At 65.2% G+C, this 26,834-nt stretch carries 27 protein-coding genes; 16 read left to right on the top strand and 11 right to left on the bottom strand.

Translation table 11 applies throughout. The features are described 5' to 3' along the window. Positions 1-174: 174 nt before the first annotated feature. A complete protein-coding gene (locus A7X65_RS42220) occupies positions 175-396 on the bottom strand; it encodes a hypothetical protein (protein WP_156528332.1) in 222 nt (73 codons plus the stop codon). On the opposite strand from A7X65_RS42220, the gene A7X65_RS32810 reads away from it, so the two are divergent. The 5 genes from A7X65_RS32810 (at position 395) to A7X65_RS32790 (ending at position 3,789) form a co-directional block, all read left to right on the top strand. Beyond that, positions 395-856, top strand: a complete 462-nt coding sequence (locus A7X65_RS32810) for a GNAT family N-acetyltransferase (protein WP_063693121.1) — start codon at positions 395-397, stop codon at positions 854-856. The two genes, A7X65_RS42220 and A7X65_RS32810, sit on opposite strands and share 2 nt — an antisense overlap. Positions 857-1,164: 308 nt before the next feature. Continuing rightward, positions 1,165-1,968, top strand: a complete 804-nt coding sequence (locus A7X65_RS32805; protein WP_082885141.1) for an alpha/beta hydrolase — start codon at positions 1,165-1,167, stop codon at positions 1,966-1,968. Between the two features lie 136 nt (positions 1,969-2,104). Next, positions 2,105-3,247, top strand: a complete 1,143-nt coding sequence (locus tag A7X65_RS32800) for a transporter substrate-binding domain-containing protein (RefSeq protein WP_063693118.1) — start codon at positions 2,105-2,107, stop codon at positions 3,245-3,247. 81 nt (positions 3,248-3,328) lie between these two features. Then, on the top strand, positions 3,329-3,529 hold the full coding sequence (locus tag A7X65_RS32795; RefSeq protein ID WP_063693116.1) for a hypothetical protein: 201 nt from the start codon (positions 3,329-3,331) through the stop codon (positions 3,527-3,529). Further along, the gene (locus A7X65_RS32790) at positions 3,529-3,789 is read left to right on the top strand and encodes a hypothetical protein (RefSeq protein WP_063693114.1); all 261 of its coding nucleotides are present in this window, start codon (positions 3,529-3,531) and stop codon (positions 3,787-3,789) included. The genes A7X65_RS32795 and A7X65_RS32790 overlap by 1 nt, the downstream gene beginning before the upstream one ends. A 54-nt stretch (positions 3,790-3,843) precedes the next feature. Here A7X65_RS32790 and A7X65_RS32785 read toward each other — a convergent pair whose 3' ends face one another. The 5 genes from A7X65_RS32785 to A7X65_RS32765 form a co-directional block, all read right to left on the bottom strand. Then, positions 3,844-4,254, bottom strand: coding sequence for an SRPBCC family protein (locus tag A7X65_RS32785; protein WP_063693112.1), 411 nt, complete (start codon positions 4,252-4,254; stop codon positions 3,844-3,846). A gap of 193 nt (positions 4,255-4,447) precedes the next feature. Beyond that, positions 4,448-4,978, bottom strand: a complete 531-nt coding sequence (locus tag A7X65_RS32780) for a hypothetical protein (RefSeq protein WP_063693111.1) — start codon at positions 4,976-4,978, stop codon at positions 4,448-4,450. 67 nt (positions 4,979-5,045) lie between these two features. Continuing rightward, positions 5,046-6,008 carry a tetratricopeptide repeat-containing protein gene (locus A7X65_RS32775; RefSeq protein ID WP_063693110.1) on the bottom strand — a complete coding sequence of 321 codons (963 nt, stop codon included), beginning with the start codon at positions 6,006-6,008 and terminating at the stop codon, positions 5,046-5,048. A 292-nt stretch (positions 6,009-6,300) separates the two neighbouring features. Then, positions 6,301-7,551, bottom strand: coding sequence for a serine hydrolase domain-containing protein (locus A7X65_RS32770; RefSeq protein ID WP_167358319.1), 1,251 nt, complete (start codon positions 7,549-7,551; stop codon positions 6,301-6,303). Positions 7,552-7,724: 173 nt separating this feature from the next. Continuing rightward, positions 7,725-8,414, bottom strand: coding sequence for an aspartate/glutamate racemase family protein (locus tag A7X65_RS32765; RefSeq protein WP_063693108.1), 690 nt, complete (start codon positions 8,412-8,414; stop codon positions 7,725-7,727). Here A7X65_RS32765 and A7X65_RS41075 point away from each other — a divergent pair. From A7X65_RS41075 to A7X65_RS32745, 4 genes are all read left to right on the top strand, one after another. Beyond that, positions 8,404-9,018, top strand: a complete 615-nt coding sequence (locus tag A7X65_RS41075; protein WP_167358318.1) for a cupin domain-containing protein — start codon at positions 8,404-8,406, stop codon at positions 9,016-9,018. The two genes, A7X65_RS32765 and A7X65_RS41075, sit on opposite strands and share 11 nt — an antisense overlap. A gap of 210 nt (positions 9,019-9,228) precedes the next feature. After that, complete coding sequence (locus A7X65_RS32755; RefSeq protein ID WP_063693105.1) at positions 9,229-10,197, top strand: ABC transporter substrate-binding protein; 969 nt, start codon at positions 9,229-9,231, stop codon at positions 10,195-10,197. Positions 10,198-10,234: 37 nt separating this feature from the next. Then, positions 10,235-11,389, top strand: coding sequence for an acyl-CoA dehydrogenase family protein (locus A7X65_RS32750; RefSeq protein ID WP_063693103.1), 1,155 nt, complete (start codon positions 10,235-10,237; stop codon positions 11,387-11,389). A 192-nt stretch (positions 11,390-11,581) separates the two neighbouring features. After that, the gene (locus tag A7X65_RS32745; RefSeq protein ID WP_063693101.1) at positions 11,582-13,546 is read left to right on the top strand and encodes a methyl-accepting chemotaxis protein; all 1,965 of its coding nucleotides are present in this window, start codon (positions 11,582-11,584) and stop codon (positions 13,544-13,546) included. Positions 13,547-13,718: 172 nt separating this feature from the next. On the opposite strand, the gene A7X65_RS32740 is transcribed toward A7X65_RS32745, so the two are convergent. Together A7X65_RS32740 and A7X65_RS32735 are read right to left on the bottom strand one after the other, a co-directional pair. After that, positions 13,719-15,818 carry a putative bifunctional diguanylate cyclase/phosphodiesterase gene (locus A7X65_RS32740; RefSeq protein WP_245324031.1) on the bottom strand — a complete coding sequence of 700 codons (2,100 nt, stop codon included), beginning with the start codon at positions 15,816-15,818 and terminating at the stop codon, positions 13,719-13,721. Between the two features lie 459 nt (positions 15,819-16,277). Then, positions 16,278-16,682: a L,D-transpeptidase gene (locus A7X65_RS32735; protein ID WP_063693845.1), complete on the bottom strand. Its 405-nt coding sequence runs from the start codon at positions 16,680-16,682 to the stop codon at positions 16,278-16,280. 169 nt (positions 16,683-16,851) lie between these two features. On the opposite strand from A7X65_RS32735, the gene mepA reads away from it, so the two are divergent. From mepA to modC, 5 genes are all read left to right on the top strand, one after another. Continuing rightward, on the top strand, positions 16,852-17,811 hold the full coding sequence (gene mepA / locus A7X65_RS32730; RefSeq protein ID WP_063693100.1) for a penicillin-insensitive murein endopeptidase: 960 nt from the start codon (positions 16,852-16,854) through the stop codon (positions 17,809-17,811). Between the two features lie 329 nt (positions 17,812-18,140). After that, positions 18,141-18,644: a hypothetical protein gene (locus tag A7X65_RS32725; protein WP_063693844.1), complete on the top strand. Its 504-nt coding sequence runs from the start codon at positions 18,141-18,143 to the stop codon at positions 18,642-18,644. A gap of 194 nt (positions 18,645-18,838) precedes the next feature. Beyond that, positions 18,839-19,624: a molybdate ABC transporter substrate-binding protein gene (modA, locus tag A7X65_RS32720; protein ID WP_063693098.1), complete on the top strand. Its 786-nt coding sequence runs from the start codon at positions 18,839-18,841 to the stop codon at positions 19,622-19,624. Between the two features lie 21 nt (positions 19,625-19,645). Then, the gene (gene modB, locus A7X65_RS32715) at positions 19,646-20,341 is read left to right on the top strand and encodes a molybdate ABC transporter permease subunit (protein WP_063693096.1); all 696 of its coding nucleotides are present in this window, start codon (positions 19,646-19,648) and stop codon (positions 20,339-20,341) included. 2 nt (positions 20,342-20,343) lie between these two features. Then, positions 20,344-21,006, top strand: coding sequence for a molybdenum ABC transporter ATP-binding protein (gene modC, locus A7X65_RS32710; protein WP_063693094.1), 663 nt, complete (start codon positions 20,344-20,346; stop codon positions 21,004-21,006). 214 nt (positions 21,007-21,220) lie between these two features. On the opposite strand, the gene A7X65_RS32705 is transcribed toward modC, so the two are convergent. After that, on the bottom strand, positions 21,221-21,481 hold the full coding sequence (locus A7X65_RS32705) for a PepSY domain-containing protein (protein ID WP_063693092.1): 261 nt from the start codon (positions 21,479-21,481) through the stop codon (positions 21,221-21,223). Between the two features lie 382 nt (positions 21,482-21,863). Next, positions 21,864-23,657, bottom strand: a complete 1,794-nt coding sequence (locus tag A7X65_RS32700; RefSeq protein ID WP_063693090.1) for a potassium/proton antiporter — start codon at positions 23,655-23,657, stop codon at positions 21,864-21,866. A 226-nt stretch (positions 23,658-23,883) separates the two neighbouring features. Here A7X65_RS32700 and A7X65_RS32695 point away from each other — a divergent pair, with 226 nt between their 5' ends. Both A7X65_RS32695 and map read left to right on the top strand, forming a co-directional pair. After that, a complete protein-coding gene (locus A7X65_RS32695) occupies positions 23,884-25,194 on the top strand; it encodes a mechanosensitive ion channel family protein (RefSeq protein WP_063693088.1) in 1,311 nt (436 codons plus the stop codon). Between the two features lie 184 nt (positions 25,195-25,378). Further along, positions 25,379-26,197, top strand: coding sequence for a type I methionyl aminopeptidase (map, locus tag A7X65_RS32690; RefSeq protein WP_063693086.1), 819 nt, complete (start codon positions 25,379-25,381; stop codon positions 26,195-26,197). Positions 26,198-26,212: 15 nt separating this feature from the next. On the opposite strand, the gene A7X65_RS32685 is transcribed toward map, so the two are convergent. Next, complete coding sequence (locus tag A7X65_RS32685; RefSeq protein WP_063693084.1) at positions 26,213-26,809, bottom strand: bifunctional transcriptional activator/DNA repair enzyme AdaA; 597 nt, start codon at positions 26,807-26,809, stop codon at positions 26,213-26,215. Positions 26,810-26,834 lie beyond the last annotated feature (25 nt).

Below are 26,834 nucleotides of genomic sequence, written 5' to 3'. Positions count from 1 at the left end.
AAAAAGTCTCTCGAAGCGAGCGAGGGTGTCTCATCAAAGCAGGGCAATATACCATAGGTAGAAATATTATTGACAGCTATCTGTAAATGTTAACTGGTCGTACGTTCAATGTATAGGGCCTTGCATGACAGATTGTCCTCACCATTGTGTTGGTCCGCCCGCGCCAGCAATGGGCTATGTTCGGTCCAGGGGATAATGATGCCGCTTTGCTCGCCCTAGATGACTGCCCTGTGGCAGCTTGATCCTCCCCACCAAATAGACCACCATCGCGCGACTGCCGCTCACTAGCCACAGAATAGCTCCGGCATCCAACAATACCTGATCGGCACGGATCCTTTCATCCGGGACGTCCTGGCCAAACTCGATTGATTGCCCGCCCGGCGGTGATTGCTTCATGACGATGATCTCCCTCGAACGCCTCGACGGCAATATTCCCCAAGCTTTTCCTGACCTGGAAGCCGACGCCAAAGCCGGCGGCCATGCGCACATGACCCGCCTGGCCGCGGAATTCACAGGGGATCGCGCCATGTTTCACGCGATATTCGCCTGCCATTCGGAGGGCCGGCTGGTGGGGATCGGCGCGATCACCGACGAGCCCACGCCGACTTTGCTGCCCATGTGGCGGATGCGCCGGCTTTACGTACACCAGCACTATCGAAGACGCGGGATCGCCCAGGCGATCGCGGACGCCTTGCTGCTGGAGGCCGCGGGGAAGGTCTCTATTGTCTCCGTCCACGCGGGAAATGATGGCGCTGCCCGGTTTTGGGAAACGATCGGATTTGGGCGGGTGGAGAACCGGCCCTGGTCTCACGAAGCCGGCGTATCGCAGCTTCTCTCGGCTCGCAGTATCGGATGAACGGTTGCGAAACCCGTAGCCACAACGGTTCGAGGGCCTCTCGTCATTCTCGCTGGTTCGATCCGGTCGTGGAAATGAAGCTTGATGGATTTCGCAAGCGCTCAACCTATCTCACGCGCTGCGAAGAAGCCCCATGCACGGTAGCCGGGTCTTGCGTGCACTGAGCTTTTCGATTTGCCGAAATCCATTTGACCCGTCGGGCAAAACAGGCGCATGATGCCATCATCGCAGCGGGCCCGATGGGCCCGCTCGAGCATTCACGTCCATTCTTTTCAAGCATCAATCATTCAATCTGACGGAGTCATTGCATGGTCCGTTCAATCATCACGCGGCGCAGGTTACTCGGCGGACTTGGGGCTGCGGCAGGTTCGGCCTCGGCATTGGCGTCGGGCGCATTCATCGGTCCGGCCCACGCGCAATCGGCACAGAAGACCTATGTGCTCGTTCCCGGCGCGTATTACGGCGCCTGGTCCTGGCACCGCGTCACCGAGCGCCTGCAAAAGCAGGGTCATCGCGTCTATGCGCTGACGCTGACGGGCCTCGCGGAACGCTCGCACCTGCTGAACAAGGACATCACGCTCGACACGCACATTGCCGACATCGCCAATCTCGTCGAATGGGAAGACCTGACGGACATCTGCCTCGTTGCCCATTCCTACGGCGGCTGTCCGGCATCGGGCGCGCTCGAGCGCATCGGAGGCCGGGTGTCGTCCATCGTCTGGGTCGACGCCATCAAGCCCGCGGACGGCCAGGCGTTTCGAGACCTGGTCCCCTTCCCGATCGAAGAAGGTGCGATCAGCCGGCCCGCGCCGAAAGCCATTCCTCCGACGTCCTTCAACGACCCGAAGGACGTTGCCTGGGTGTTGTCGAAAGTCACGCCGCACCCCATCGGCACGTTCCTGCAACCGGTCAAGCTGACGGGCGCCCGCGAAAAGGTCGCCAGGAAGACCTACATCCGCTTGCCGAAATTCCAGGCGGCCGCCATGGACAAGGCGGCCGCAGAGTGCAAGGCGGACAGTTCCTGGACCGTGCTCGAAAACACGACGTCCGGCCACTCGGTCATGATCGTCGAGCCGGATTGGCTGACGGACGTGCTGACGAAAGCGGCGTGAGGTCGATCTGATCGCAGCACCTTCGGGTTTGGATGGGTTGAGCGCTTGCGAAACCCATCCTTGACCGATCAAGGACAATGACGTGAAGCGGCGCAAGCTCCCGACCGCAACGCGACTCTCGACTGGGAGACCATCGATGTCCCGTCCCGATCTCGCGATCCGGCTTCGTGCAGGCGGTGTCCGGCTGCGCGGCGCGCTTGCTGCCAACGTCGTGCGCGGGCTGGTGTTGGCGCTGCTCACGTGCATCACCTGGTCCATGGCCGAAGGGGAGACCGCCAAGCTCAGGGTGGCGACCAGGGTCATCCCTCCCATGGTCATCGAGAAAAACGGAGCTTTGAGCGGCTTCAGCATCGAGCTTTGGAACAGCATCGGCAGCCGGCTGAACCGCGAGACCGAATACGTCGTCATGTCGGATGTCGGCGAATTGCTCGATGCCGTCGAGAGCGGCCGGGCGGATCTCGCCATCGCAGCCGTCTCGATCACATCCGACCGCGAGAACAGGTTCGATTTTTCTCAGCCGATCATGAATTCGGGCCTGCAGATCCTGATCCGCGGCACCGCGCCCCATGTCGAGCCGAACCCGCTGCACGAGCTGATGCGACTGTTCTTCTCCCGCACGCTCCTGATCTGGCTCGGCATTGCGCTGCTCCTGATCCTCATTCCGGCGCATCTGATGTTCCTGGTGGAACGGCACCATCACGATGGAATCATTCCGAGCAGGAAATACTTTCCGGGAATCTTCCATGCGATGTTCTGGGCCGCGGGCACGCTGGCGACGCAGGCGGATCAAATGCCGCGGCACTGGATGGCACGGATCGTGGCAGTGCTGTGGATGTTCACGGGCGTCGTGTTCGTGGCGTTCTACACGGCGCAGCTGACGGCGTCACTGACGGTGCAGCAGATCAGGGGACCGATCAACGATCCCCGCGATCTCGTCGGAAAGCCCGTCGGGACGACACGGGGAAGCACGGCAGCAACTTACCTGCACGAGGCCAGGGCCGAAGTCATCGAGTTCGAGAAGGTCGACGACCTCTACAATGCCCTGCTCGACCGGGAGGTGGACGCCGTCGTGTTCGATGCGCCCGCACTGCACTATTACGAGACCCACGACGGCAGAGGATTGGCGAGGATCGTCGGCACCATGTTCCACAGGGAAGACTACGGCATCGTGTTTCCGACCGGCAGCCCCTTGCGCAAGCATGTCAACGAAGCGCTGCTGGCGCTGCGTGAGAACGACACCTACCAGAGGATCTACGAAGAATGGTTCGGCAAGCGCTGAGCGTTCATTCTCACGTCGCCGGCGGGCCGGCCTCGCCAGGGCTTGAACCCACGGGGCGATGGAACAGACTAATCGCGGGAGATGGCCAAATTTTTCGGAGAATTGCTGTTCGAGCTCGCCAGGTCCCTGATCGGGGGACTGCTCGAACGGGCCGTGCTGAAGGCGGGCGCGTGGCTGGATGCCAGGGTGCCCGGCCGCAGGACGCGGATCGTCGTGGGGCTTCTGCTCGGAGTCGCCGCCTATTTCCTGATTCCGGTTTTGGCCGGGCTGCTGGGATTGTGATGCCCTCCTTGAAAGTGATCCTCATCATCGCATTGGCGATCGGAGCGCTGATCTCGTCGGCGCTGCTCGTGCTGGAGTCGCCGACCGGCTACGCGCTCCTGTCACTGGAATGGCCCGGCATCACCGCGGCGTATTTCTTCTGGGGAGCGACAGGCGGCTCCGCCTTGATGGGCGTTGCGATTGCGTGGGTCGTGAATGCGCTCGCCTATGCGCTGGGGGCTTTCATCCTCATCAGTGCTTTCAGGGCTCTGAGCAACTGAGACACCGCGGGCCGCAGCGCGCAGGATGGGCTGAGCCATCCCGCGCGCTAGGTCTCACGACTTCTTCGCTTCCACGTACCGTGCAAAACTGTCGAGGATCGCCTGCCAGCCGCCCTGCTGCTGCTCGACCGAGTGCGTCGGCTCGCTGTCGAAGACGACGCGGACGAGGACGCCCTTCGGGCCGGGCACGAACTCGACCTCGGCCTTGCGCTCGCCGAACGCGTATTCAATCAGCTTGTGCTCGACGATCGTCGTGTAGGTGCCGGCGAAGTCGAAGCCCATGCTGCCGTCCTTGGCCTCCATGCGGGACGAGAACAGGCCGCCTTCCCGCAGGTCCACCGTCGCCTTGGTCGTATGCCAGTCGTCCGACGCGGCGTTCCACTTCACGATGTCGGCTGGCGTCGTATAGGCACGCCAGACCTGATCGATCGGGGCTGCGACGCTGGTTTCGACGGTAATCCTCATGGGTATTGCTCCGGTTCGATTGTGACGGCTCGAGGTGACATCGATTCACCCGTGCGGGGTCCATGCACCGCTCGTTCGTGACATGTCCACCAAAGGACGATCGAGCCCCGTCGATACCGACATGGTCGAGCCATCAATACGATAAAAAAAGCGGCTATGGGGCGACGCGTGCCCCCTGCTCGCCGTCAGGGCGTCAGCAGACCTTCTGGAAGCGCGCGCGCCACCGAGGCGCCTTGACCGGCGGCAGCATGTAGCTCTTGCCCTCGGCCGACACCTTCAGGGGCTGCCCGGCCCCCATGAGGTCCAGGACGCGGTTTTCCAGCGCGCGCCATTTGTCGCCGGCAAGCTCGGGATGCCCGAGGTCCGGCTGGTTGAACATCGACGTGTTCGGCGGGAAGGACTCGGGACCTGCGTATGTGAAGCCGGCGAAATCCATCTGTGTCTTGCCGTTGCCGATCGTGATCGAGGCCTCGGTGTGCTCCTGTTTCGGCGCATCCCCCGGATAGACCGCATCCAGCTCGAAATGCGTACCGCAGCCGATGCGGAAGACCGTCTTGCCATGCGGGTCGGAAAAGGCGAGCCATGGCCGATCCTGGCGGTCCATTTCGAACGTCCAGGCACCGCTCCACATGTCCTTCGATGGGCCGCCGGCCGCCGTTGCCGCAGACAATCCGAGCCACGTCAGGGCGACGACAATCTTGAGCAGTCGCGCGTGCTTCGTCATGGCCCCCTCAACGCAATCCGCGATGATCCCTCAACGAAAGACGTCTCGACCGGCCTCGCCGACCCGCTCAGATCGGCCTCGTCTTGCCGCGAATGGCCATCGATCGCTTCATGACCTGCTGGGCATCGGCATAGCGGCCCTGATCCCTGTAGAGACCGGCGAGGTTATCCAGAACACCGGCGAGATCCGGATGATTGGGACCGAGGGTTTTCTCGAAAGTGGCCGCCGACCGCTTGAACAGCCGCTCGGCCTCGGCGTTACGCCCCTGACGCGCATAGAGTGCGGCCAGATTGTTGAGCGCCTGTGCGATGTCGGCGTGATCGGGACCGAACGCCTTCTCCGTCACGACCATCGACCGCTTCAGCAGCCGTTCGGCATCGGCATAGCGATGCAGATTGATGTAGGTATCGGCCAAATTGTTCATCAGCACGGTGGCTTCGGGATCGTCCGGGCCGAGCGCTTTCCGCAGCACGGCGAGTCCCCGCTTGAACAGCAGCTCGGCCTGATCGTACCGGCCCTGGCTGCTGTAGACGGCGCCGAGATTGCTCAACGGCAATACGATTGACGGATCGTTGGGGCCGATCGTCTTCTCGTCGATGGCGATCGATCGCTTCAGCAGCGGCTCGGCTTCCGCATAACGCTCCTCGGCGCGGTAGAGATCGCCCAGATTGTTCAGGACCATGGCGACTTCCTCATGATCCGGGCCGAGCGTCTTCTCCCTGATGACCAGCGCGCGCTTGTACAGCGGCTCCGCCACGGCGTACTGGCCGAGATTGTAGTGAATCGTGCCGAGATCGTTCAGCGGCATCGCGACATTGGCATCGTCGGGGCCGAACTCCTTCTCGCGGAGGGCGAGCGCCTTCTGGGCGAGCGGCAGCGCTTCGGCGTATTTTCCGGCCCGATAGAGCTCCTTCATCTGGCGGGTGGCGATGCCGGCCTCATCGTCCTGGGCGTAGGACGGCGCGCCGGGCGACAGGCTCAGGGCGAGCGCGGTGACCGCGACACAGATCGATGCTCTCAGGGCTTTCATCGCGCGCTCCTTCGCCGCGGGGACTTCCGCGACGTTGGTGCTCCCGGAAGCCGGGCAGGTTCAATGCAGCCGCCTGCCGGTCGGCCGGTCCCGGCCAGGCACTAGCCCATTTGGCGCGACTTGAGCGCGCGCCTCGTCCTGCGAGACGACCGCCTTCAGCGGTCTCCTCAGGATGAAGCTAAGCTGTATCGGTACCCGCGGAAACTGCGGCCACGCACTCGGTCCTCATCCTGAGGGCCCGCCAAGGGCGGGCGTCTCGAAGGATGGCCACAGAAGAGATTGCCGGCCGTCGTCATTGCCCGAGCTGTTGCAGCACGGCGGACCACAGCGCGAGCGGCTCCCTGAGGGCGCCCGGCTCGGACGGCTTCTGGCGAACGGCGGTGTGCACCATGACGAGCTTCGAGGCCGGATCGACCAGGATGACCTGGCCGCGGATGCCGAGCAGGGCAAACCGGCGCTGCTCGCCGGGGAGGAGCCAGACCTGATAGCCGTAGCCGAAAAACGGCGTGGCCACGCGCGGTGCGAGATGACCATCGTCCGGCCTGACGGTCGTGGCATCCAGCAGCCATTGCCGGGGGATCAGCTGGCGCCCTTCCCAGCTGCCGTCATGTGCGAGCAAGCGGGCAAAGCGCGCATAGTCGCGCAAGGTCGCGTTGAAGCAGCAGAACGCAATCTCCTGCCCGGTGCCGTCGATCGCCCATGAGGCATCCGCTTCGGTGCCGATGGCATTCCAGATCCGGTCATGAAGATAATCGGCCACGGGCGTGCCGGTGGCGGCGCGCAGGACCAGGCCGAGGATCTCGGTTTCCACGCTCGCATAGTGCCATTTGGTGCCGGCCGGCGCAGTGCGCGTGTTGAACTGCGCGACGACGGCCGCGGGATCCCTGGGCTCGTCGACGAACAGGGCTCGCCCGAGCCTGGCGATGTCATCCTGCCCGTCATAGACCTCCGAGAACGCGACGCCCGAGGACATGTTCAGCAGGGCCCGGATGGATGTGTTTCCATACTCCGTTCCTGCAAGGCCGGAGACGTAGGTCGAGACGGGATCGTCGATCGACTTGATCCGCCCCTCCGACACCGCGACCCCGACCAGCATCCCGACGAGCGTCTTGGCCATGGACTGCGACAGGAAACGGTCGCGGTCGGTCCGCGCATATTGATAGTGCTCGTACAGGATGGTGTCGTCCCGGGCGATCAGAAGCCCCGTGACCGGATTGCGCTTGAGGTAGTCCGCGATGGTCAGCTGCTCGGTACCGAAACTGTAGGCGATCTGCGGCTCCGGGGCGCGCTTGAATTGCCAGGGCGTCGTCGCGCGAACGACCGGGCGCGACGGGTAGATCTCGCCGAAATGGGTGTACACGCCGACGAGCTTGTCGAGCTGGGTGGCGGTCCCGCGCGTGCCGACCGGATAACCCGCGGCCGCGCCGTAGAGCTCGGCATCGGGACCGCTGTCCGAGAAGACCGGGCCTACTGCGCCGGAGGATTTCTGGACGTCCTCGGCGCATGCCAGGGGCGACCAGACCGCGGCGAGAATGAAAGGCAATACGAGCCTGCGGCAACTGCGCGGCCTACGGAGTGCTTCCCTGTTCATTGGACTTGCCTCCCCACACGCTCTTTGCGGGTGCGCGTACGAGAACAAACCCGCAGGCCGGCGACGAGGCGCATGCTATCACTGCGCCTGGACGAAGTCAGCAAGCGCACCCGCCGGCATCGCCATCACAGAATCGCGAAATCGGCCGCGGTCTCAGCGTGAATCGCCGTCGTGTCGAATGTCTCGACCGACGTGTCGTCCGCACCGACCAGCATCGTGATCTCGGTGCAGCCGAGGATGATGCACTCGGCACCGCCTGCGACGAGCGCCGCCATCACCTCCTGATAGCGGCGGCGCGAGGGAGCGGTGACGTTTCCGAGACACAGCTCGTCGTAGATGATGCGGTTCACGTCGGCTCGCGCGTCTGCGGGAGGCACCAGGACGTCGAGGTCGTGGGCGCGCAGCCGATCGATGTAGAAGTCTTCCTCCATCGTGAATTTGGTGCCGAGCAGCCCGACGCGCCGGTAGCCTTTGGACCGGATGCGCTCCGCCGTGGCGTCGCCGATATGGATGAAGGGAATGGTCAGATTCGGCACGATCTCGGGCGCCAGCTTGTGCATCGTGTTGGTGCACAGCACGATCGCCCGCGCGCCGGCGCCTTCAAGGCGCTGCGCGACCTCCGCAAGGCTGGCCGCCGCCTCGTCCCAGCGGCCGGCATATTGCATCTCCTTGATGCCCTGAAAGTCGTAGGAGTACATCAGCAGCGGGGCCGAATGCAGCTTGCCCATGCGGTCGCGGACGCGCTCGTTGATGAGCTTGTAATAGAGCGCGGTGCTCTCCCAGCTCATGCCCCCGATAAGGCCAATGGTTCGCATCCCGGCATCTCCCGAACTCGCTCGAGGGATCGTAGAGGAAGACGCGAAAACTTGCCATGACGCGATTGCCCGCGAGCGTGATCGCCGGGCCCGCACCCGACGGCCTTGGCAACAGGCATCGCGACGAATAGTCTGGTCGCGTTTCCATGAAATTGACGTCTGTCTTTTTGTCTTTATCAAACTGGGGGAGATCTCGATGAAGCTCGCTCATTTGTTGTCGTCTATTGCGTTGGTCGCGACCGTTGCAATGGCGCCTGCCGCTCTCGCACAGGAGGCTCCAAAGCTGAAAGTGACCCCGCTGCAGAAGGAGCCGCTGACGGGGCAGCCGGACAAGGAAGTCATCTCCGTGATCGTCGAATGGCCGCCCGGCTCCGGCACCGGCCTCCATACGCATCCCGGCGACGAATACACGACCGTGCTCGAAGGCGAAGTGGTTGGCCGGAAGGACGGCAGCGAAGCCAAGACCTATACGGCGGGTCAGTCCTACCACAACGAACCCGGCGTGGTTCACGAGGCGAACAACAAGGCAAGCGGCACCGCAAAGACCTTCAACGTATTCGTGGTCGAGAAGGGGAAGCCGGTCTCCGATCCAGTCAAGCGATAGCTGGTTCCACGCCGCGAACGGCTGCAAGACCGAGCCGCGGGCCTCTTGCGGCGGCGGCGACAAGAGGATCATTGTCACGGGGCCGACGCACCGGCAAACTAGGCTCAATGGCTCGCGAGCCAACGACGGCCGGGCGGTCTCCTTTCGCCCGGTCTGCATCGTCGGCACCTCGACTTTCGGTTGGTCCAAGACCTTTCCAAGGTCACACGCATGAAACGGCGCGAATTCATGACCGGCCTGGGCGCTGCGGCAATGACCTTGTCGTCGGCGGCCCAGGCACAGAAATCGTCGATGCCGGTGATCGGTTCCCTCAACCGTCCAAGCGCCGGCACGGAAACGTTCGCGGAAGCGTTTCGTCGCGGCCTCAAGCAGATGAGATTTGTCGAGGGCCAAAACATTTCCATCGTGGGACGCTGGCCAAACGCCAACGAAGAGCTGCGAGACGCCGCAGCCGAATTGGTGCGCAGGCGTGTTGCTCTGATCTTCACCGCGGATAATGGCGGGGCGCTGGCCGCCAAAGCGACGACGTCGGACATTCCCATCGTGTTCGTGGTAGGTCTCGATCCCGTTGCAATGGGTCTTGCATCGTCCATCAATCGCCCGGGCGGCAACGCGACCGGGGTGGCGTTCCAGGCCAGCGCGCTGGAGCCGAAGCGGTTCGAACTGCTGCACGCGCTTCTGCCCCACATGTCCCTGGTTGCCGCCCTGATCAACCCGGACAACCCGAATGCGGATGTCACGGCATTGCGATCGGCGGCATCGTCCTCGGGGCTGCAGCTGCTGATTCTCGAAGCGCGAAATCTCGCCGAACTCGAAACGGCGTTTGCGAGATCCGTCGAACATCGCGCGAGCGCGCTGCTTGTCACCTCCGACCGCCTCTTCAATCTCGAGCGCCGCCGTGTCGTTGATCTGGCGGCGCGTAGCGCCATGCCTGCAATGTATCCCTGGCGCGATTTTGCCGACGCCGGCGGCTTGATGAGCTACGGCAACAGTCTGACCGATGCATTTCGGCAAGGCGGGATTTATGCCGGCCGCATTCTCAGCGGCGACAGGCCGGCCGACCTGCCGATCTGGCAGCCCACCAGGTTTGAGTTCGTGATCAACCTGAAGGTCGCAAAAACGCTGAACCTCGAGATCCCGCCCGGTCTGCTGGCATTTGCGGACGAGGTGATAGAGTAGGACCACGTCTCACGACAGAATGGGCGAGAAAATGCGTATGAACGCAACTCCCGGCGTCAGCCTGATCGAACGTGCCCGCGCGCTCGCGCCGCTGATCGCAGGCGAAGCCGACGAGATCGAACGCACGCGGCGGCTGACGCCTGCCGTGGTCTCCGTCCTCATCGAGAACGGACTTTATCGCGCGCTGCTGCCGCAGAGCCTCGGCGGCGCGGAAGCGCCGATCGAAACGTTCATGCAGATGCTGGAGGAGATCGCGAAGGCGGATGCCTCCACGGCCTGGTGTCTCGGCCAGTGCAGCGTCTGCGCGATGATCGCAGCATCGCTCGACCGCGATACCGCGCACGAGATCTTCAACACCGCGCCCGGTATCCTCGCCTGGGGCGCGATCGCGCATCAGGCGCGCAGCGTCGAGGGCGGCTATCGCGTCACGGCACGCTGGGATTTTGCGTCGGGCTCGCGGCAGGCGAGCTGGCTGGGGGCGCATGTGCGCATCCTCGGCAGCAACGGGACGCCGCGCAAAAACGCAGACGGCTCGCCGGAGGTGCGCACCATCCTGTTTCCGGTCGCGAGCGCCGTGCTGCACGACGTCTGGCAGGCGATCGGGCTCGCCGGCACCGGCACCGACTCGTATGAAGTGAGCGACCTCTTCATCCCCGAGCGGTTCACCGCGTTCCGCGACGTGCCGCATGCGCTGATTGAGAAGGGCCCGGTCTACAGGATCGGCACCGGATCGAGCTTCAGCCTCGGCTTTGCCGCGGTTTCGCTCGGCGTCGCGCGTGCCACGCTGGATGCGGCCATCGCGCTGGCGCGCGGAAAACACCAGTCGCTCGCAGCCGGCGCCATGCGCGACAACGGAGCGGTCCAGGGCCTGATCGGCCGCACCGAGGGCGATTTGCGCGCCGCGCGCGCCTATCTCTATGCCACCGCAAATGCGATGTGGCGCGACCTCAATGCCACCGGCGAATTCAGCGCGGCGCATCGCAGCGCGGTCCGCCTGGCCGCGACCTGGACCATCCATCAATCGGCGAAGGTGGTCGACGCCGCCTATCACATGGCCGGCGCGACCGCCGTGTTCCGCAGCAATCCGTTCGAACGGCGCTTTCGCGACATGCACGCGATCGCGCAGCAGATCCAGGCGCGGGATACGCATTACGAGGATGTCGGTAAGATGATCCTTGCCGAAAACCGATAGTCGCCGGCGGACCGCGGCGCATTGTCACGACTTGCGACGAACGACCACAGCTTCCATGCGTCCGCTGCATTGAGTCATGCAAAAGGACGGGTGCGTTTCCGTTGAAACACGGGGGCAGCGTCGTCCTTGTTGTTAAGCAATTTCTGGGACCTTTCCACCAAAGCAAGATTTGGAAATGCCTGGGAATTTTTGATGTTCAAGATCAAGTCGATTGCCGCCCGCCTGATCCTCGCCATCGCACTCACCGTCGCGGTGGCCTGCGCCATCCTCTCCGGCTTCTCGATCACCCAGCAGCGGGCGCTGACACGGCTCGCGCTCGATCAGCAGCTCAAGCTGCAATATGACAGCGTGATCGCGGCGATCGATTACGAGGGGCGGTCGGCACTGGCCGTGTCCGCCGCGATCGCGGCGCTGCCGCCGGTCGGCGACGCCATCGCCAAGGGCGACCGCGACGCGCTCGGCGTGCTGCTCGGCGACGCCAACAAGGCGCTGAAGGCGCAGGGCATCCCGCTGATCACCTTCCAGCTTCCGCCGGCGATCTCGTTCTATCGCGTCCACACCCCGAAGACCTTCGGTGACGACGTCTCCTCGCGCCGCGCCACCGTGGTCGAGGCGCTCAAGACCGGCCGGCAGATCGTCGGCGTCGAGCCCGGCCGCGAAGCGCTCGGCATCTTCGGCATGACCACGATCGTGCGCGACGGCAAGAACATCGCCAATGTCGACGTCGGCGCCGCCTTCGGCAAGGAATTCGTCGACCGCGCCAAGAAGCGCTTCGGCATCGACCTCGCGGTCTATTCGGTCGACGGCAAGAACCTCAACAAGCTGTCCTCCACCTTCGGCGAGAACGCGGTCGCCAAGCCCGACGAGTTGAAGGCCGCGATCGACGGCGCGCCGCTGCTGCGCGAGGCCGAACTCGACGGCCATCCGGTCGCGGTCTATGCCGGCCCGATCAAGAATTATGCGGGCCAGCCGGTCGGCGTGCTCGAGATCATCAAGGACACGACGGAGTACGAGGCCGCCTTCTCCACCGCGGAGCGCAACCTGATCCTCGGCACGGTCGCGATCCTCACCGCCGCCGTCCTGCTGGCGTTCCTGCTCGGACGCGGATTGTCGCGGCCGCTGACCGCGATCACCGCCGTGATGAACCGGCTGTCGAGCGGCGACACCAGCGTCACCATTCCCGGCAGCGAGCGTCCGGACGAGCTCGGCACCATGGCCAAGGCCGTGGACGTGTTCCGTCAGAACATGCTCGAAGCCGGCGCCTTGCGCGAAGCGCAGGAGGCGGACAAGGCCAAGGCAGAAATCGAGAAACAGGTGTTGCAGCGCCAGATGGCCGATCGTTTCGAGGCCGACGTCAAGGGCGTAGTGGCCGCGGTCGCAAAGGCGACCGAGGGCATGCAGAGCGTCGCCGGCGAGATCACGACCAGCGTCAACGGCACCTCGCAGCGCGCCTCGGCCGCAGCGACGGCCTCCGAGGAAGCCTCGACCAGCGTCAATGCGGTCGCGGCGGCAACCGAGGAACTCGCCTCGTCGGTCAGCGAGATCGGCCGCCAGGTCACCCATTCCAGCCAGGTCGCCAGCAATGCCGTGATCAAGGCGACCGAGACCACCGAGATGGTCACGAGCCTTGCCGCCTCCGCCGAGCGCATCGGCGACGTGCTGCGGCTGATCAGCGAGATCGCGAGTCAGACCAACCTTCTGGCGCTCAACGCCACCATCGAGGCCGCGCGTGCGGGCGAAGCCGGCCGCGGCTTTGCCGTCGTCGCCGCGGAGGTGAAGGGGCTCGCCAGCCAGACCGCGAAGGCGACCGACGAGATCGCCAGCCAGGTCTCGGCAATCCAGGCCGCCACCGGCAATTGCGTCACCGCGATCTCCGGCATCAGCGACACCATCCGCGAGATCAGCGGCATCGCCACAACGATTGCCGCCGCCGTCGAGGAACAGGGTTCTGCGACGCGCGAGATCGCCCGCAGCGTGCAGCAGGCCTCCGCCGGCACCACCGACGTCTCGGCCAATGTCGCCGGCGCCAGCCAGTCAGCGGACCAGTCGCGCGCGCTGGCGGGGAATGTGATGGTGGCGTCGGGCGAGCTCGGGCAACATGCGTCTGCGCTACGGCAGAGCGTGGATACGTTCCTGGCGGGACTGCGGGCGGCTTAGCAAGACAGCGGCCGCGCTGAAGATGTGCTCCCTCGCCCCGTTCTTACGGGGAGAGGGTTGGGGTGAGGGGCTCGCTCCACGGATGAGAAGTCCGTGAGGCCTGTACCCCCTCACCCAGATTGCATCTGCGATGCAATCCGACCTCTCCCCGCAAGCGGGGCGAGGTAAGAACTCACGCCACCAGCGCCGTATTCCCATCGATGCCGCGCTGCGCGGCCAGGAGGCTGATGATCTCCGCGTTCGGTCTCGCCTTGCTGAACAGAAAACCCTGGCCCTCGTCGCAGCCTTCGGCGCGCAGGCAGCTCAGCTCGGCTTCGGTCTCGACGCCTTCGGCGGTGATGGTGACGCCCAGGCCCTTGCCGAGGCTGACGATGGAACGGATGATCGCCTGCGCCTCGCGGTTGGCGCCGAGATCGCGCACGAAGGACTGGTCGATCTTGATCTTGTCGAAGGGGAAGCTGCGCAAGTAACTGAGGCTGGAATAGCCGGTGCCGAAATCGTCCATGGAGATGCGCACGCCGAGCGCGCGCAGCGCATGCAGCGTCGCCAGCACCTGGGCGCTCTTCTCCAGCAGCAGCGTCTCGGTGATTTCGAGCTCGAGCCGGCGCGGCGGCAGACCGGAATGTTTCAGCGCGTCGGTCACCATCGACAGCAGATTGCCGCTGCGGAACTGCAGCGGCGACAAATTGACCGCAACGCGGACGTCGTCCGGCCAGGTGGCGGCGTCCTGGCACGCCCGGCGCAGCATCAGGCCGCCGAGCGGATTGATCAGGCCGGTCTCCTCGGCGACCGGGATGAACTCGGCCGGCGAGACCATGCCGCGCTCGGCATGTGGCCAGCGCACCAGCGCCTCGAAGCCGGTGATGCGGCCGCTCTGGAGGTCGATCAGCGGCTGGTAATAGGGTCGCAGCACGTCGTTCTGGATGGCGTCGCGCAGTTCGACCTCGATCTTGCGGCGGCTCTGCGCCTTGGCATCGAGCGCGGCCTCGAAAAACGCGAAGCTGCCGCGCGCGTCCTGCTTGGCGCGCGACAGCGCCATGTCGGCGCTCTTGAGCAGCTTCTCGGAATCGTCGCCGTCGCCCGGCGCCATCGCGATGCCGATGGAGGCACCGATCACCACGGAATGGCCGTCGAGCAGATAGGGATCGGAAATGGCTTCCAGCAGACGCTTTGCCAACCCCGCCGCATCTTCCGGCCGGGTCAGGCCGCTCTGCACGATCGCGAACTCGTCGGAGTTGAGGCGCGCCAGCGCGTCCTCCTCGCGCAAGGTGGAGCGCAGCCGCTTGGCGACGCCGCGCAGCAGCTTGTCGCCGACGGCGTGTCCCAGCGTGTCGTTGACCGACTTGAAATTGTCGAGCCCCAGCATCAAGAGCGCGACCTTCTCGGGGCTGCGGCGCGTATGCTGCAGCATCTCGTCGGCCTGCTGGCGCAGCAGGTTGCGGTTCGGCAGGCCGGTCAGCCCGTCATGCTGCGCCATGAAGGCGAGCCGCGCCTCGGCGCGCTTGCGCTCGGTGATGTCCATCAGCGCCAGCAGCACCGCGGGCCGCTCGGCATAGGTCAATTCGCGGGAATAGATCGCAAGGTCGATCAGGGCGCCGTCGGCCTTGACGTGCTTCCAGGTGCGCGCGACCTGTTCATCGCTGGACCGGTCCGTGGTCCAGGGCGGCTCGCTGTCGAAGGCCTGCAGGGACCGTATCGTCAGCTTCTCGAACTCGGCGCGGCTATAGCCGTAATGGGCGATCGCGGCGTCATTGACGCCAAGGATGCGCTCGTCGTCGAGCGCGCAGACGATCATGGGCACGGGATTGCCGTCGAACAGCAGGCGGAACGAGGCCTCGCGCTGCTTCAGCTCGGTGATGTCGACGCGCAGGCCGACGACGCCGCCGTCGTCGGTCAGCCGCTCGTCGATCATGATGACGCGGCCGTCCGCCAGCTTCTGCTCATGGCGTGCGCCGGGCTGATAGAGCCTTTGCAGCCGCTCGGCGATCCACTCGTCCTCGTGGCCTTCGGCCTCGGGATAGTCGCCGCGCGCGACGCCGACACGCAGCGTGTCTTCGAGGCGCGCGCCTTCGGCGAAGAGGTCGGCGGTCTTGCTGTAGATCTCGGAATATTTCTTGTTCCAGAGGACGTAACGGCCCTCCGCATCCAGGAACACGATGCCCTGCGGCAGGAGGTCGATGGCCTGGCGCAGCCGCTCATGGGACTTGCGCGCCTCCGCGATCGCGGCTTCCGCCTCCGCGCGGCTCTGCAGGAGCTCATCGGGTGCAGGCAGAGGACGGGGCGCGCGCGCGAAGCGCGGCTTTCGCGGCGCCAGGCCGGCGAGCGATATGCGCTTTCGCTTTCTTGGTTTTGGAGACCCCAAACTCAACGTCACATGTCCCAGTCGCGCCTTGCGGACGCAAGTCTTGCGGGCGAAGTCTTGAGGCAAGTGTCTGAAAAAAAAGTAATCTTCGCCCGCCTCGCGATGGCCGGAGCAGGCGTTGAGCCGCCGATCGTGCCTGTTTGCGAGGCGCAAGACGCGCCGGCGGACGCATCCAACCTGATCGGCCATCACGATCGGAGGTCGTGCTGGCGCAAAATTACGCGTTCGGTTGAATCGTTTACGAAATCGCGCTCGATTGCATGCGCGCGCCGGCAATCGCCCGCGCCGCGCACGAATTTTGGTCAATGCAGGATACGGTTATCGCGCCGTTAAAAATGCGGCCGTCCGGCGCAGAAAGCGGCGATGGTCCTAGTTCGAAATGCGGATCGTGGTGTTGCGCGCACCCTCGCGCTGGACCAATGCGAACAGGGCTGCCGCATGCGCGGGATGCAGGCGGACACAGCCATGCGAGGCCGGGCCGCCCAGGCGCGAGATGTCGTTCGTGCCGTGGATGGCGAAGCCGTGATAGAAGAAGATCGCGTGCGGCATCGGTGCATTGTAGTATTTGCGTGAGAAGTAGCGCCGCATCATCGCCTGCGGATGGAACGTGCCGCTCGGCGTGCCGTAGCCGTTGCGCCCCGTCGACACCGGCCAGGAATAGCGCGGCGCGCCGTCGACACGCACCGACATCCGCTGGGATGATTTGTCGATGTTGACCCTGAGATCGGCCCGCGCCGGGGGCGCGATCAGCGGGATCAGTCCAAAAAATGCCATGGCGGCCCGCCTCGCGAGCCGCGCCATAGAAAATGTCATAATGAAAAGTCCTTTGCCTCGGGGGCATGATGTCGCCCGCGGCTTGCGGCTGTAAAGTCGCTGTGAGCAGACGCCGGATTGAAAGCCTAATTCTTAACCCTGACGCGCCGTTGGGTTATAACAGCCGGGCATGAGTCCCCGCCGCATCGCCCCTCTCCTGCTTGTCGTGACGCTCGTCGTCATAAAAGTCCTGGCCGCCGGCGGCGCGCTGGCCCAGGACAAGGGCAGCGTCCACCCGAAGCCGCTGCCGCCGCTCGCCAATCCCAACGATCCGCATCTCGGCGCCAAGGAACTGTTCGCGCGAAAGCTGCTGCCCTCGAAAGGGGCGGCGCATGTGATCGGTTCCTACACCAAGGGCTGCATCGGCGGCGCCGCGCAGATGCCGCTCAACGGCGACAATTGGCAGGTGATGCGGCTGTCGCGTAACCGCAATTACGGCCACCCCGACATGATCGCGCTGATCAAGCGGCTTTCCGCCAGGGCGCACAAGGACGCGGGCTGGCCGGGCATCCTGGTCGGCGACATCGCCCAGCCGCGCGGCGGGCCGGCGCTGTCGGGCCATGCGAGCCACCAGATCGGTCTGGATGCCGACATCTGGCTGACGCCGATGCCGGATCGCCGGCTCTCGCGCGAGGAGCGCGAGGAGATGTCGGCGGTGATGATGGTGCGGCAGGACCGGCTCGACGTCGATCCCAGGGTGTTCACGCCCGGCCACGTGCTGGTGCTGCGCGACGCGGCGCAGGAGCCGGCGGTGCAACGCATCTTCGTCAATGCCGCGATCAAGAAGGCGCTGTGCCGCGAGGCCAAGGGCGACCGCTCCTGGCTCTCGAAGATCCGTCCCTGGTGGGGCCACGACTATCACTTCCACATCCGCATGCGCTGCCCCGCGGGCGCCGGGGAGTGCGAGGGCCAACCGTCGCAGTCGGAGGACGAAGGCTGCAAGGAGGCCGATCTCGCCTACTGGTTCAGCGACGGCGTGCTGCATCCAAAGCCCCCGCCGGAGCCGCCGAAGCCCAAGCCGCCGATGACGCTGGCGCAGATGCCGGCGGCCTGCAAGGTGGTGCTGCATGCGGGGGATGCGAAGCCGTAGGGGCGCATGCGAGCGATTGAAGTCGCCGCCACACACCCCCGCCGTCGTCCTGGCGAAAGCCAGGACCCATTACCCCAGGGAGGAGTCGTGGTGCGACCTGCTAACTCCGAGTCTTCGCCAAACTGCGCCTTGGGGTAATGGGTCCTGGATCGGCGCTCCGCTTCGCTGCGCTTGTCCAGGACGACGATGGTGGTTTGCGCTGCGCGAATGCGATAGAATGAGCTGCCGCCCGGCCGTAAGCCCGCGGCACTCCGGGATGCGCATCCCGTCCTTCAACAAACCTGACCGCACGCCCCGCGCCGTTCGCGTGGCCAACGATGGAATTCCATATGCGCGTCCTCACCCTGCTCGCTGCGCTTTCGCTCAGTGCGACCTCCGCTCTGGCCGCCGAGGAGCCGAGCGGCTGCGACAAGTTCAAATGGCCGATCGAGCGCGAGCGCGCGGCGCTGACTGCGCCGGATCGCGCCAAGCTCGCTTCGGGGAGCGAACAAAGGGCCTTGCCGTCCTCCGCCATCACGCTGGCGCTGGTCGCGCCGCAGGACGCAAAACTGCCCTCGCCGCCGGAGCGGGCACCGAAGGACGGCACCTTTGCCGGCTTCACCGGCATCAAGGCGCCGAAGGCCGGGCTCTATACGATCAGCCTCTCCTCGGGTGCCTGGGTGGACGTGGTCCAGGACGGGCATTTCCTCAAGCCCGTGGCCTTCAGCGGCGCCACCAATTGCGACGGCATCCGCAAGACCATGAAATACGAGCTGTCGGACAAGCCCTTCGTGCTCCAGGTCAGCGGCGCCAGGGACAATTCGCTGTCGATCGCGATCCTGCCGGCGCAATAGCGCCATTTGGCCAGACAAACGGTCGCCTTTGACCTGAGGCCCCGGCCTGCTATGTTTGCAACGCGATATCCCTGCCGGCCGTAAGCCGTCGCAAGGACCCGTGGAACAGCGCGTCCGCCCATCGCAAGCCAGACCCAGCCAACGCCAGATTTGCGCGTGCATTTGTGCGCGCGAGCTCGCACGGAGCGCACCCCATGGTTCGTATCGCCGGACTTTTCACCGCCTTCGTCATCCTCGCGAGCGCGAGCCTTTCGCCCGCCGCGGCGGAGGACAAGACCATCACCGTGTTCGCAGCGGCCTCGATGAAGAACGCGCTCGACGAGATCGACGCCGCCTACACGGCCAAGACCGGCGTCAAGTTCAGCGTCTCCTATGCCGCGAGCTCGGTGCTGGCCAAGCAGATCGAGCAGGGCGCGCCGGCCGACGTGTTCGTCTCCGCCGACACCGACTGGATGGACTACGCCATCTCCAAGAAGACCATCAACGAGCCGACGCGCGTCAACCTGCTCGGCAACAGCATCGTGCTGATCGCGCCGAAGGATTCCAAGATCGACAACGTCGCGATCGCGCAAGGCTTCGACCTCGCAAAACTCGCCGGCGACGGCAGGATCGCGACCGGTGACGTCAAGTCAGTGCCGGTCGGCAAATACGCCAAGGCCGCGCTGGAGAAGCTCGGCGCCTGGCAGGCCGCCGAGCCGAAATTCGCGATGGCCGAGAGCGTGCGGGCCGCGCTGACACTGGTTGCCCGCGGCGAGGCCGCGCTCGGCATCGTCTACTCCACCGACGCCAAGGTCGAGCCGGGCGTGAAGATCGTCGGCACCTTCCCGGCGGATTCGCATCCCGCGATCATCTATCCGGTCGCGGCGACCGCGACGGCAAAGGGCGTGACCAGCGACTACCTCGCCTTCCTGCGCTCGACGGCCGCCAAGACCATTCTGGAAAAATACGGCTTCAAATTCCTGGTCAGCCCCACGACCTGATTCTCGCAAACCAAACCCTTCGTGTTCGACATCTCTCCCGCCGAATGGACCGCGATCCTGCTCTCGCTCAGGGTCGCCGTCATTGCCACGCTGGTCGCGACGCCGTTCGGCATCGCACTGGCGTGGGTGCTCGCCCGGCGTGACTTCTGGGGTAAATCATTTCTCGATGCGGTGGTGCACTTGCCGCTGGTGCTGCCGCCGGTCGTCACCGGCTATCTGCTGCTCCTCACCTTCGGCCGGAAGGGACTCGTCGGCGGCTTCCTCGCCGACCATCTCGGCATCGTCTTCGCGTTCCGCTGGACCGGTGCGGCGCTGGCCTGCGGCATCATGTCGTTTCCACTACTGGTGCGCCCGATGCGGCTGTCGATCGAAGCGATCGACCGCCGGCTCGAGCAGGCCGCCGAGACGCTGGGCGCAGCGCCCTGGAAGGTATTCTTCACGGTGACGCTGCCCTTGGCGCTGCCCGGCGTGCTCGCCGGCATGGTGCTGGGCTTTGCCAAGGCGATCGGCGAGTTCGGCGCGACCATCACCTTCGTCTCGAACATTCCAGGCGAGACCCAGACGATTTCGTCCGCGATCTACTCGTTGATCCAGACGCCCGACGGCGATGCCGCGGCGGGCCGGCTGGTGATCGTCTCGATCGTGCTCGCGATCGGCGCGCTGATCGCCGCCGAATGGTTCGCCCGCCGCGCCACGCAGCGCTTGCACGGGAATTGACCATGCTGCGGGTCGACATCGAAAAACAGCTCGGCGAGTTCTCGCTGTCCGCGTCCTTCGCCAGCGAGGGCCGCGTCATCGGCCTGTTCGGCGCGTCGGGCGCCGGCAAGAGCTCGCTGGTCAACATGATCGCCGGGCTGCTGCGGCCCGACCGCGGCAGCATCGTCATCGACGGCGAGACCGTGGACGACACCGCGGCCGGCATTCACGTGCCGACCTATCGCCGCCGCATCGGCTATGTGTTCCAGGACGCACGGCTGTTTCCGCATCTCAGCGTCGCGCAGAATCTCGACTACGGACGGCGGATGAACGGACTTGCGCCCGACCCCGCCCAGCACAAGCGCATCATCGACCTGCTCGACATCGGCGCGCTGCTGGGTCGCCGCCCCGGAAAGCTCTCCGGCGGCGAACGCCAGCGCGTCGCGCTCGGCCGCGCGCTGCTGTCGAAGCCGCGCCTGCTGCTGCTCGACGAGCCGCTCGGCGCGCTCGACGAAGGCCGCAAGCTGGAGATTCTGCCGTATCTGGTGCGGCTGCGCGACGAGGCCAATGTGCCGATGGTCTATGTCAGCCACGACGCCGCCGAGCTGCGGCAGCTGGCGACGCAGATCGTGGTGCTGAAGCAGGGCCGCGTGACGAGCTTTGGCGGGGTGAAGGTGCTGACGTGAGATGGGACGGGGGTGTGAGGCACACCGCCGGCCCGCTCACCGCTGTCGTCCTGGCGAAAGCCAGGACCCATACCGCGTGATCTATCGATTTAAACGCAGTGCAAGTCCCGGCAAAGAATAACTACGAGTCTTCGCCAAGCTGCTCCCTGTGGTTATGGGTCCTGGCTTTCGCCAGGACGACGGTGGAGAGTTCAGCGCTTCCGTCGCCTTGGCTTTACCAGCCGCGATCGACGTTCCGCACCTCGCCGGTGCGGGCATCGACGTCGACCTCCATCCAGCGGCCGCGGCTGTCGCGGCCTTCGATCTGCCATTCGTCACCGGCGAACTCGGTGTGCGAGATGGTCATGACGCCGAGATCGGCGGCGACATCGAGCGCGGCCTGCATCGAAAGCTGATCGCCACTGTCATAGGCCAGCGCCGGCGACGCCGTTCCCAGGCCGATGGCGACGATGGCGGGCAGGATGAGATTGCGCATGCGGTACTCCCTGTCAGATGCGTTGACCGTTACGCGGCTAAGAACGAGTTGCGACGCGAAGCGTTCCGGAACCAGGAGGCACGACGCCGCGCAAATCTTCGGCGCTTGCGGCGATTTGGTGGCGGTTGTCCGGCGGTCGGTGTTCCATGTCCGCACGCCGTGGCGTCGCTATCGAAGCAAGTCGTTTCAACGAACTCCGTCATTGCGAACGCAGCGAAGCAATCCAGAATTTCTCCGCGGCGAGATTCTGGATTGCTTCGTCGCAAGAGCTCCTCGCAATGACGAGTGGTTGGCATTGTCTGCGACGACGATGGTCGCCATGGGTCCCGGCTCTGCGGAGCAGCGTTGCACGCTGCACCGCGTCCGGGACACGAGAGTGTCGTCAAACCCCCGCCACTGAGCTCCAGACATCCGCGAGCTTCTTCCGCAGCGCCTGGCGGCGCGTCAGCGGGGCCGGCGTCTCGTCGTCTTCCGGCAGGCGCAGACCGACGACGTTGACGCGGCCGCCGGAGATGCTGCGGGCGACCAGCACGATCTCGTCCAGCGCGAGCTCGGCGCCCTCCTTCGGGGCGCGGTCGAGATGGACGTCGAAATAGTCGGCCAGCGTCAGCTTGCTCTCGTCCTCGCTGACCTTGACGCCGTAGATCCCGGCAAGCTCCGCCAGCGTGTGCTCGCCGGAGACCATGAAGTCGCCGAGCAGATGCGGATCGGGCGCCGAGCTCGGCTGCATGTCGACGAAGAAGCGGTCGAGCGACTCGGCCTTCTCCGGCGGCGCCAGCAGGTAGATGTAGTCGCCGGGCGCGATCGGATCGGCCTCCGTGGGCGTCAGGATGTTCTGGTTGCGGATCACCAGCGTCGGCTTGGACCAGGACGGGATCAGGCCGCGGCGGAAATACAGGCTCTTGGGGCGGACCGAATAGCCGACCAGCTGCTGCTCGAGCTGGCCGGGCAGATCGAGCTCGACGCGGCGCGGGCCGCGCTCGGCGCGCGGCAGCGCGACGTGCAGCTTGCGCGCGGCCGGCGCCAGCGTCCAGCCCTGCAGCAGCAGCGAGATGATGACGACGACGAAGGCGACGTCGAAATAGAGATAGGCCTTGGACAGGCCGACCAGCATCGGGATCGAGGCCAGGAAGATCGCGACCGCACCGCGCAGGCCGGTCCAGGCGATGAAGATCTTCTCGCGCCAGTTGAAGCGGAACGGCGCCAGGCACACGAACACCGCGAGCGGCCGCGCCACCAGCATCAGCACCAGCGCGACGGCGACCGCCGGCAGCACGCTGGCCCCGAGCCGGCTCGGCGAGACCAAAAGGCCGAGCAGCACGAACATCACGATCTGCGCCAGCCAGGTGGCGGCATCGAGGAACGTCACCACCGAATTATGCGCGCGCGTCGGCCGGTTGCCGATGATGATGCCAGCGAGATAGACCGCGAGGAAGCCGGAGGCGTGCATGATCTGCGAGCCGCCGAAGATCACCAGCGCGCCCGTGGTCACGAAGGGCGCGTGCAGGCCCTGCGGCAACGCGACCTTGTTGAGCGCGATCACGACGAGGCGGCCGCCGAACACGCCGACGACGGCGCCCAGCGCCGCCTCCTGCACGAACTCCATCAGCACGTGGCCGGGCGAGCTCGATCCGATCGAGATGTATTCGACCAGCATCAGGGTGAGGAAGATCGCGAACGGATCGTTGGTGCCGGATTCGGCCTCCAGCGTCGCGCCGACGCGCGGACGCAGGCGCAGGCCCTGGGTGTGCACCAGCAGGAACACCGCCGCGGCGTCGGTAGAGGCCACGACGGCGCCGACCAGCAGCGATTCCGCCCAGTTGAGATCGAGCGCGTATTTGGCGAACGGCGCGGTGACCAGCGCGGTCAGGAGCACGCCGACGGTGGCGAGCACCAAAGACGGGGCAAGCACGGTCCGGATGCTGGCAAAGCGCGTCTTCAGGCCGCCGTCGAACAGGATCAGGGCCAGCGCCACCGAGCCGACCAGGTAGGTGGTGCCGACGTCGTTGAACTGGATCTGCCCGGGACCGGAATCTCCCGCGAGCATGCCGATGACAAGGAACACGAGCAGCAGGGGCGCGCCGAAGCGCAGCGCAAGCAGGCTCGACAGGATACCGGCCATCACCAGGACGGCACCGAGCAATATGGCGAGGCTGAAGGAGTCGAGGGAGGCCATCCACCTTCCGGGTAAAAATCGCTGGAATTTCATCCTTATCGTCGGCATTCCCCGGCGCCAACCCATTTTCGCGGCTCGCGGCAATCTGCCCGTATTTTGCGGCCTTAACGCGCTTCACTTCACGGTGTATCGATGGCCCGGGCGCACCCATTGTGGGATTCTGCGGCGCCCTCGAATCAATCCCCTCCCGCCTCCCGACGAGACCAAAGAACCGAGACCAACGGACATGGACCTCAAAGACTTCATGGAGTTCGTGCAGACGACCGCACGCAGCGTCGGGGCCGAGATTTCCTCACCCTGGTTCTACCTGCAATTTGGTCTCATTCTCGCGGCAGCCGGCATCGCCTATGCCGCGGAAGCCGGCGTCCGCAATCGCGTCGACATGACCTCGCTGGCGATGGGCTGGCCGCTGCCGCTCCGGCACTTCTCGCGGGTGATGATGTCGAGCGCCTCGACGGCGGTGTTCACCCTGCTGGTGATCATCTCCCGCTTCGTGATGTACCATGCGACCTGGCCGAGCCGCAGCTATCTCTTGATGGTCGCCGCCAAGATGGGGCTGGCCTGGCTGGTGATCCGGCTGGTCACCTCGGTCCTGCGCAACGCCTTCATCGTCAAGCTGGTGTCGATCGCGGCCTGGTTCGTCGCGGCCCTGTCCATCATCGGCCAGCTCGATGCGACGATCGACCTGCTCGACTCCTTCGCGATCGTGCTCGGCGGCCTCCGCCTGACGCCGCTGCTGGTGATCAAGGCCGGCGCGCTGCTGCTGATCGCGCTGTGGGCCACCAACATCGCCAGCAATTTCGCCGAGAGCCGGATCAATTCGGCCACCGACCTGACGCCGTCGGTGCAGGTGCTGCTGGTCAAGATCATCCGCATCGGCTTGCTTGCGATCGCCATCGTGATCGCGCTCGGCGCGGTCGGCATCGACCTGTCGGCGCTCGCGGTGTTCTCCGGCGCGGTCGGCGTCGGCATCGGTATCGGCCTGCAGAAAATCGTGGCCAATTTCATCTCGGGCATCATCCTGCTGGCCGACAAATCGGTGAAGCCGGGCGACCTCGTCACCATCGGCGACAACACCGGCCGCATCAGCGCGATGAAGACACGCTATATTTCGGTAGCCGCCGGCGACGGGCGCGAATTCCTGGTGCCAAACGAGGATCTGGTGACGCAGAAGGTCGTCAACTGGACCTATACCGACAAGAACACCCTGGTGAAGATCGCCTTCGGCACCAACTACGACGCCGATCCCAGGCTCGTCACCAAGCTCGCCGCCGAGACTGCCGCCGCCCATCCGCGCGCCACCAAGGGCAAGCCGCCGAACAGCATTTTGACCGAGTTCGCCGAGGCCGGGATGAAGTTCTCGCTGACCTTCTGGATCGCGGACCCCGACGGCATGGACAACGTCAAGAGCGACGTCATGCTGGCGCTGTGGGACGCCTTCAAGCGCGAGGGCATCCGGGTTCCCTACCCGGTCCGCGAAATCCGCGTCCGCGGCGGGGCCCTGCCGGTGGAAACCACCGTAGAAGTCCCGAATTAGGCCCGCTTTCGGGCGCAAGGGCCGGTCAGATTCTCGTTTTGACGCGTTTTCTTTGCGCGAACCGGTCGCCACGTCGCCCGAAACGCCCTGCCTTAGCTTGCATGAAGGCGGGCAATCATTAAATTAGGGCCTGAAATCAAGCCTTTCCGCCGAGATCGAGACCACACTGGAAGACCGCACAAGCATGAGCTACGTCGAAGCCACCGAGACCTCCCTGCGCAAGACCGGACAGATCAAGCTGCATGGGCCGAGCGCCTTTGCCGGCATGCGCAAGGCGGGCGCCCTGGTGGCGAAGTGCCTCGACGAACTCACCGACATCGTCGGGCCGGGCGTGCCGACCTCGAAGATCGACGAATTCGTCCGCGATTTCGCCTTCAGCCACGGCGCCTATCCGGCGACGCTGATGTATCGCGGCTATCGCTACTCGACCTGCACCTCGCTCAACCACGTGGTCTGCCACGGCATGCCCGGCGACCGGCCGCTGAAGGAAGGCGACATCGTCAACATCGACGTCACCTTCATCGTCGACGGCTGGTATGGCGATTCCAGCCGGATGTATGTGATCGGCCCGATCGCGCGCAAGGCGGAGCGGCTGATCGAGGTGACCTATGAGGCCATGATGCGCGGCATCGCCGCGGTGAAGCCCGGTGCCACCACCGGCGACATCGGCCACGCCATCCAGAGCTTCGTCGAGCCGCAAGGCATGAGCGTGGTGCGCGATTTCTGCGGCCATGGCCTCGGGCGCATGTTCCACGACGAGCCGAACATCATCCATGTCGGCCGCCCCGGCGAAGGCGTGCAGCTCAAGCCCGGCATGTTCTTCACCATCGAGCCGATGATCAATCTCGGCAAGCCGCATGTGAAGATCCTCTCCGACGGCTGGACCGCCGTCACCCGCGACCGTTCGCTGTCGGCGCAGTTCGAGCACTCCGTCGGCGTCACCGCCACGGGCGTCGAGATCTTCACGCTGTCGGAACGGCACGGCGAGAAGCAGATCGGCTAGTTCGCCCCGTCGTTTCTATCGCCGGCGCCGGAATGACGACGGCGCCCGCTTGTAGGTCGCGGCAAAGGCGTCGTTGAAGCGGCGCACGCTGCGAAAGCCGGCGGCAAACGCAATCTCCGCCAAATTCATGTCGGTCTGGTCGATCAGGCGCTTGGCCTCCTGCACGCGCCGGGTCGCCGCGATCTCGCTCGGGCTCGCGCCGGCATGGCGCAGGAACAGGCGGAGCAGGTGACGCGGCCCGACGCCAAGCGCTTCAGCCAGCTCCGCCGTGGTGGCACGATCCAGAAAACCGTCATGGATCATCTTCATGCCGCGCGCCACGGTGGTCGCCGTTCCCATCCAGGCCGGCGAGCCCGGCGCGGTTTCCGGCCGGCAGCGCAGGCACGGACGAAAGCCGGCGCGCTCGGCCGCGGCCGCGGTCGGGTAGAAGGTGACGTTCTCGGAGCGGGCGGGACGGACCGGGCAGACCGGCCGGCAATAGATCCGCGTGGAGCGCACGCCGGAGAAGAACAGGCCGTCGAACGCGCGTGCACGCGCGAGCCGCGCCCGATCGCAGGTGTCCCAATCGAGATGCGGCGGCAGCGTCTGCCGATGCGTGGAGCCAGTCGTCATGACGCAAGGATAATCGCCCCGCCTG

Origin of the sequence: Bradyrhizobium stylosanthis (genome assembly GCF_001641335.1) — a bacterium.
Taxonomy (GTDB): domain Bacteria; phylum Pseudomonadota; class Alphaproteobacteria; order Rhizobiales; family Xanthobacteraceae; genus Bradyrhizobium; species Bradyrhizobium stylosanthis.
Note: the sequence above shows the minus strand (reverse complement) of the source record. Positions and strands in the feature narration are given on the sequence as shown.

Bases quoted from the DNA above. Each gene is read 5' to 3' on its own strand.
- A7X65_RS41075 (WP_167358318.1), top strand. From the start codon at position 8,404: ATGGTTCGCATCCCGGCATCTCCCGAACTCGCTCGAGGGATCGTAGAG.
- A7X65_RS32685 (WP_063693084.1), bottom strand. From the start codon at position 26,809: ATGACGACTGGCTCCACGCATCGGCAGACGCTGCCGCCGCATCTCGAT.
- map (WP_063693086.1), top strand. From the start codon at position 25,379: ATGAGCTACGTCGAAGCCACCGAGACCTCCCTGCGCAAGACCGGACAG.
- modA (WP_063693098.1), top strand. From the start codon at position 18,839: ATGGTTCGTATCGCCGGACTTTTCACCGCCTTCGTCATCCTCGCGAGC.
- A7X65_RS32695 (WP_063693088.1), top strand. From the start codon at position 23,884: ATGGACCTCAAAGACTTCATGGAGTTCGTGCAGACGACCGCACGCAGC.
- A7X65_RS32795 (WP_063693116.1), top strand. From the start codon at position 3,329: ATGGCCAAATTTTTCGGAGAATTGCTGTTCGAGCTCGCCAGGTCCCTG.
- A7X65_RS32725 (WP_063693844.1), top strand. From the start codon at position 18,141: ATGCGCGTCCTCACCCTGCTCGCTGCGCTTTCGCTCAGTGCGACCTCC.
- A7X65_RS32805 (WP_082885141.1), top strand. From the start codon at position 1,165: ATGGTCCGTTCAATCATCACGCGGCGCAGGTTACTCGGCGGACTTGGG.
- A7X65_RS42220 (WP_156528332.1), bottom strand. From the start codon at position 396: ATGAAGCAATCACCGCCGGGCGGGCAATCAATCGAGTTTGGCCAGGAC.
- A7X65_RS32785 (WP_063693112.1), bottom strand. From the start codon at position 4,254: ATGAGGATTACCGTCGAAACCAGCGTCGCAGCCCCGATCGATCAGGTC.
- A7X65_RS32765 (WP_063693108.1), bottom strand. From the start codon at position 8,414: ATGCGAACCATTGGCCTTATCGGGGGCATGAGCTGGGAGAGCACCGCG.
- A7X65_RS32810 (WP_063693121.1), top strand. From the start codon at position 395: ATGACGATGATCTCCCTCGAACGCCTCGACGGCAATATTCCCCAAGCT.
- A7X65_RS32705 (WP_063693092.1), bottom strand. From the start codon at position 21,481: ATGCGCAATCTCATCCTGCCCGCCATCGTCGCCATCGGCCTGGGAACG.
- modC (WP_063693094.1), top strand. From the start codon at position 20,344: ATGCTGCGGGTCGACATCGAAAAACAGCTCGGCGAGTTCTCGCTGTCC.
- A7X65_RS32745 (WP_063693101.1), top strand. From the start codon at position 11,582: ATGTTCAAGATCAAGTCGATTGCCGCCCGCCTGATCCTCGCCATCGCA.
- A7X65_RS32800 (WP_063693118.1), top strand. From the start codon at position 2,105: ATGTCCCGTCCCGATCTCGCGATCCGGCTTCGTGCAGGCGGTGTCCGG.
- A7X65_RS32755 (WP_063693105.1), top strand. From the start codon at position 9,229: ATGAAACGGCGCGAATTCATGACCGGCCTGGGCGCTGCGGCAATGACC.
- mepA (WP_063693100.1), top strand. From the start codon at position 16,852: ATGAGTCCCCGCCGCATCGCCCCTCTCCTGCTTGTCGTGACGCTCGTC.
- A7X65_RS32780 (WP_063693111.1), bottom strand. From the start codon at position 4,978: ATGACGAAGCACGCGCGACTGCTCAAGATTGTCGTCGCCCTGACGTGG.
- A7X65_RS32700 (WP_063693090.1), bottom strand. From the start codon at position 23,657: ATGGCCTCCCTCGACTCCTTCAGCCTCGCCATATTGCTCGGTGCCGTC.
- A7X65_RS32790 (WP_063693114.1), top strand. From the start codon at position 3,529: ATGCCCTCCTTGAAAGTGATCCTCATCATCGCATTGGCGATCGGAGCG.
- A7X65_RS32735 (WP_063693845.1), bottom strand. From the start codon at position 16,682: ATGGCATTTTTTGGACTGATCCCGCTGATCGCGCCCCCGGCGCGGGCC.
- A7X65_RS32750 (WP_063693103.1), top strand. From the start codon at position 10,235: ATGAACGCAACTCCCGGCGTCAGCCTGATCGAACGTGCCCGCGCGCTC.
- A7X65_RS32775 (WP_063693110.1), bottom strand. From the start codon at position 6,008: ATGAAAGCCCTGAGAGCATCGATCTGTGTCGCGGTCACCGCGCTCGCC.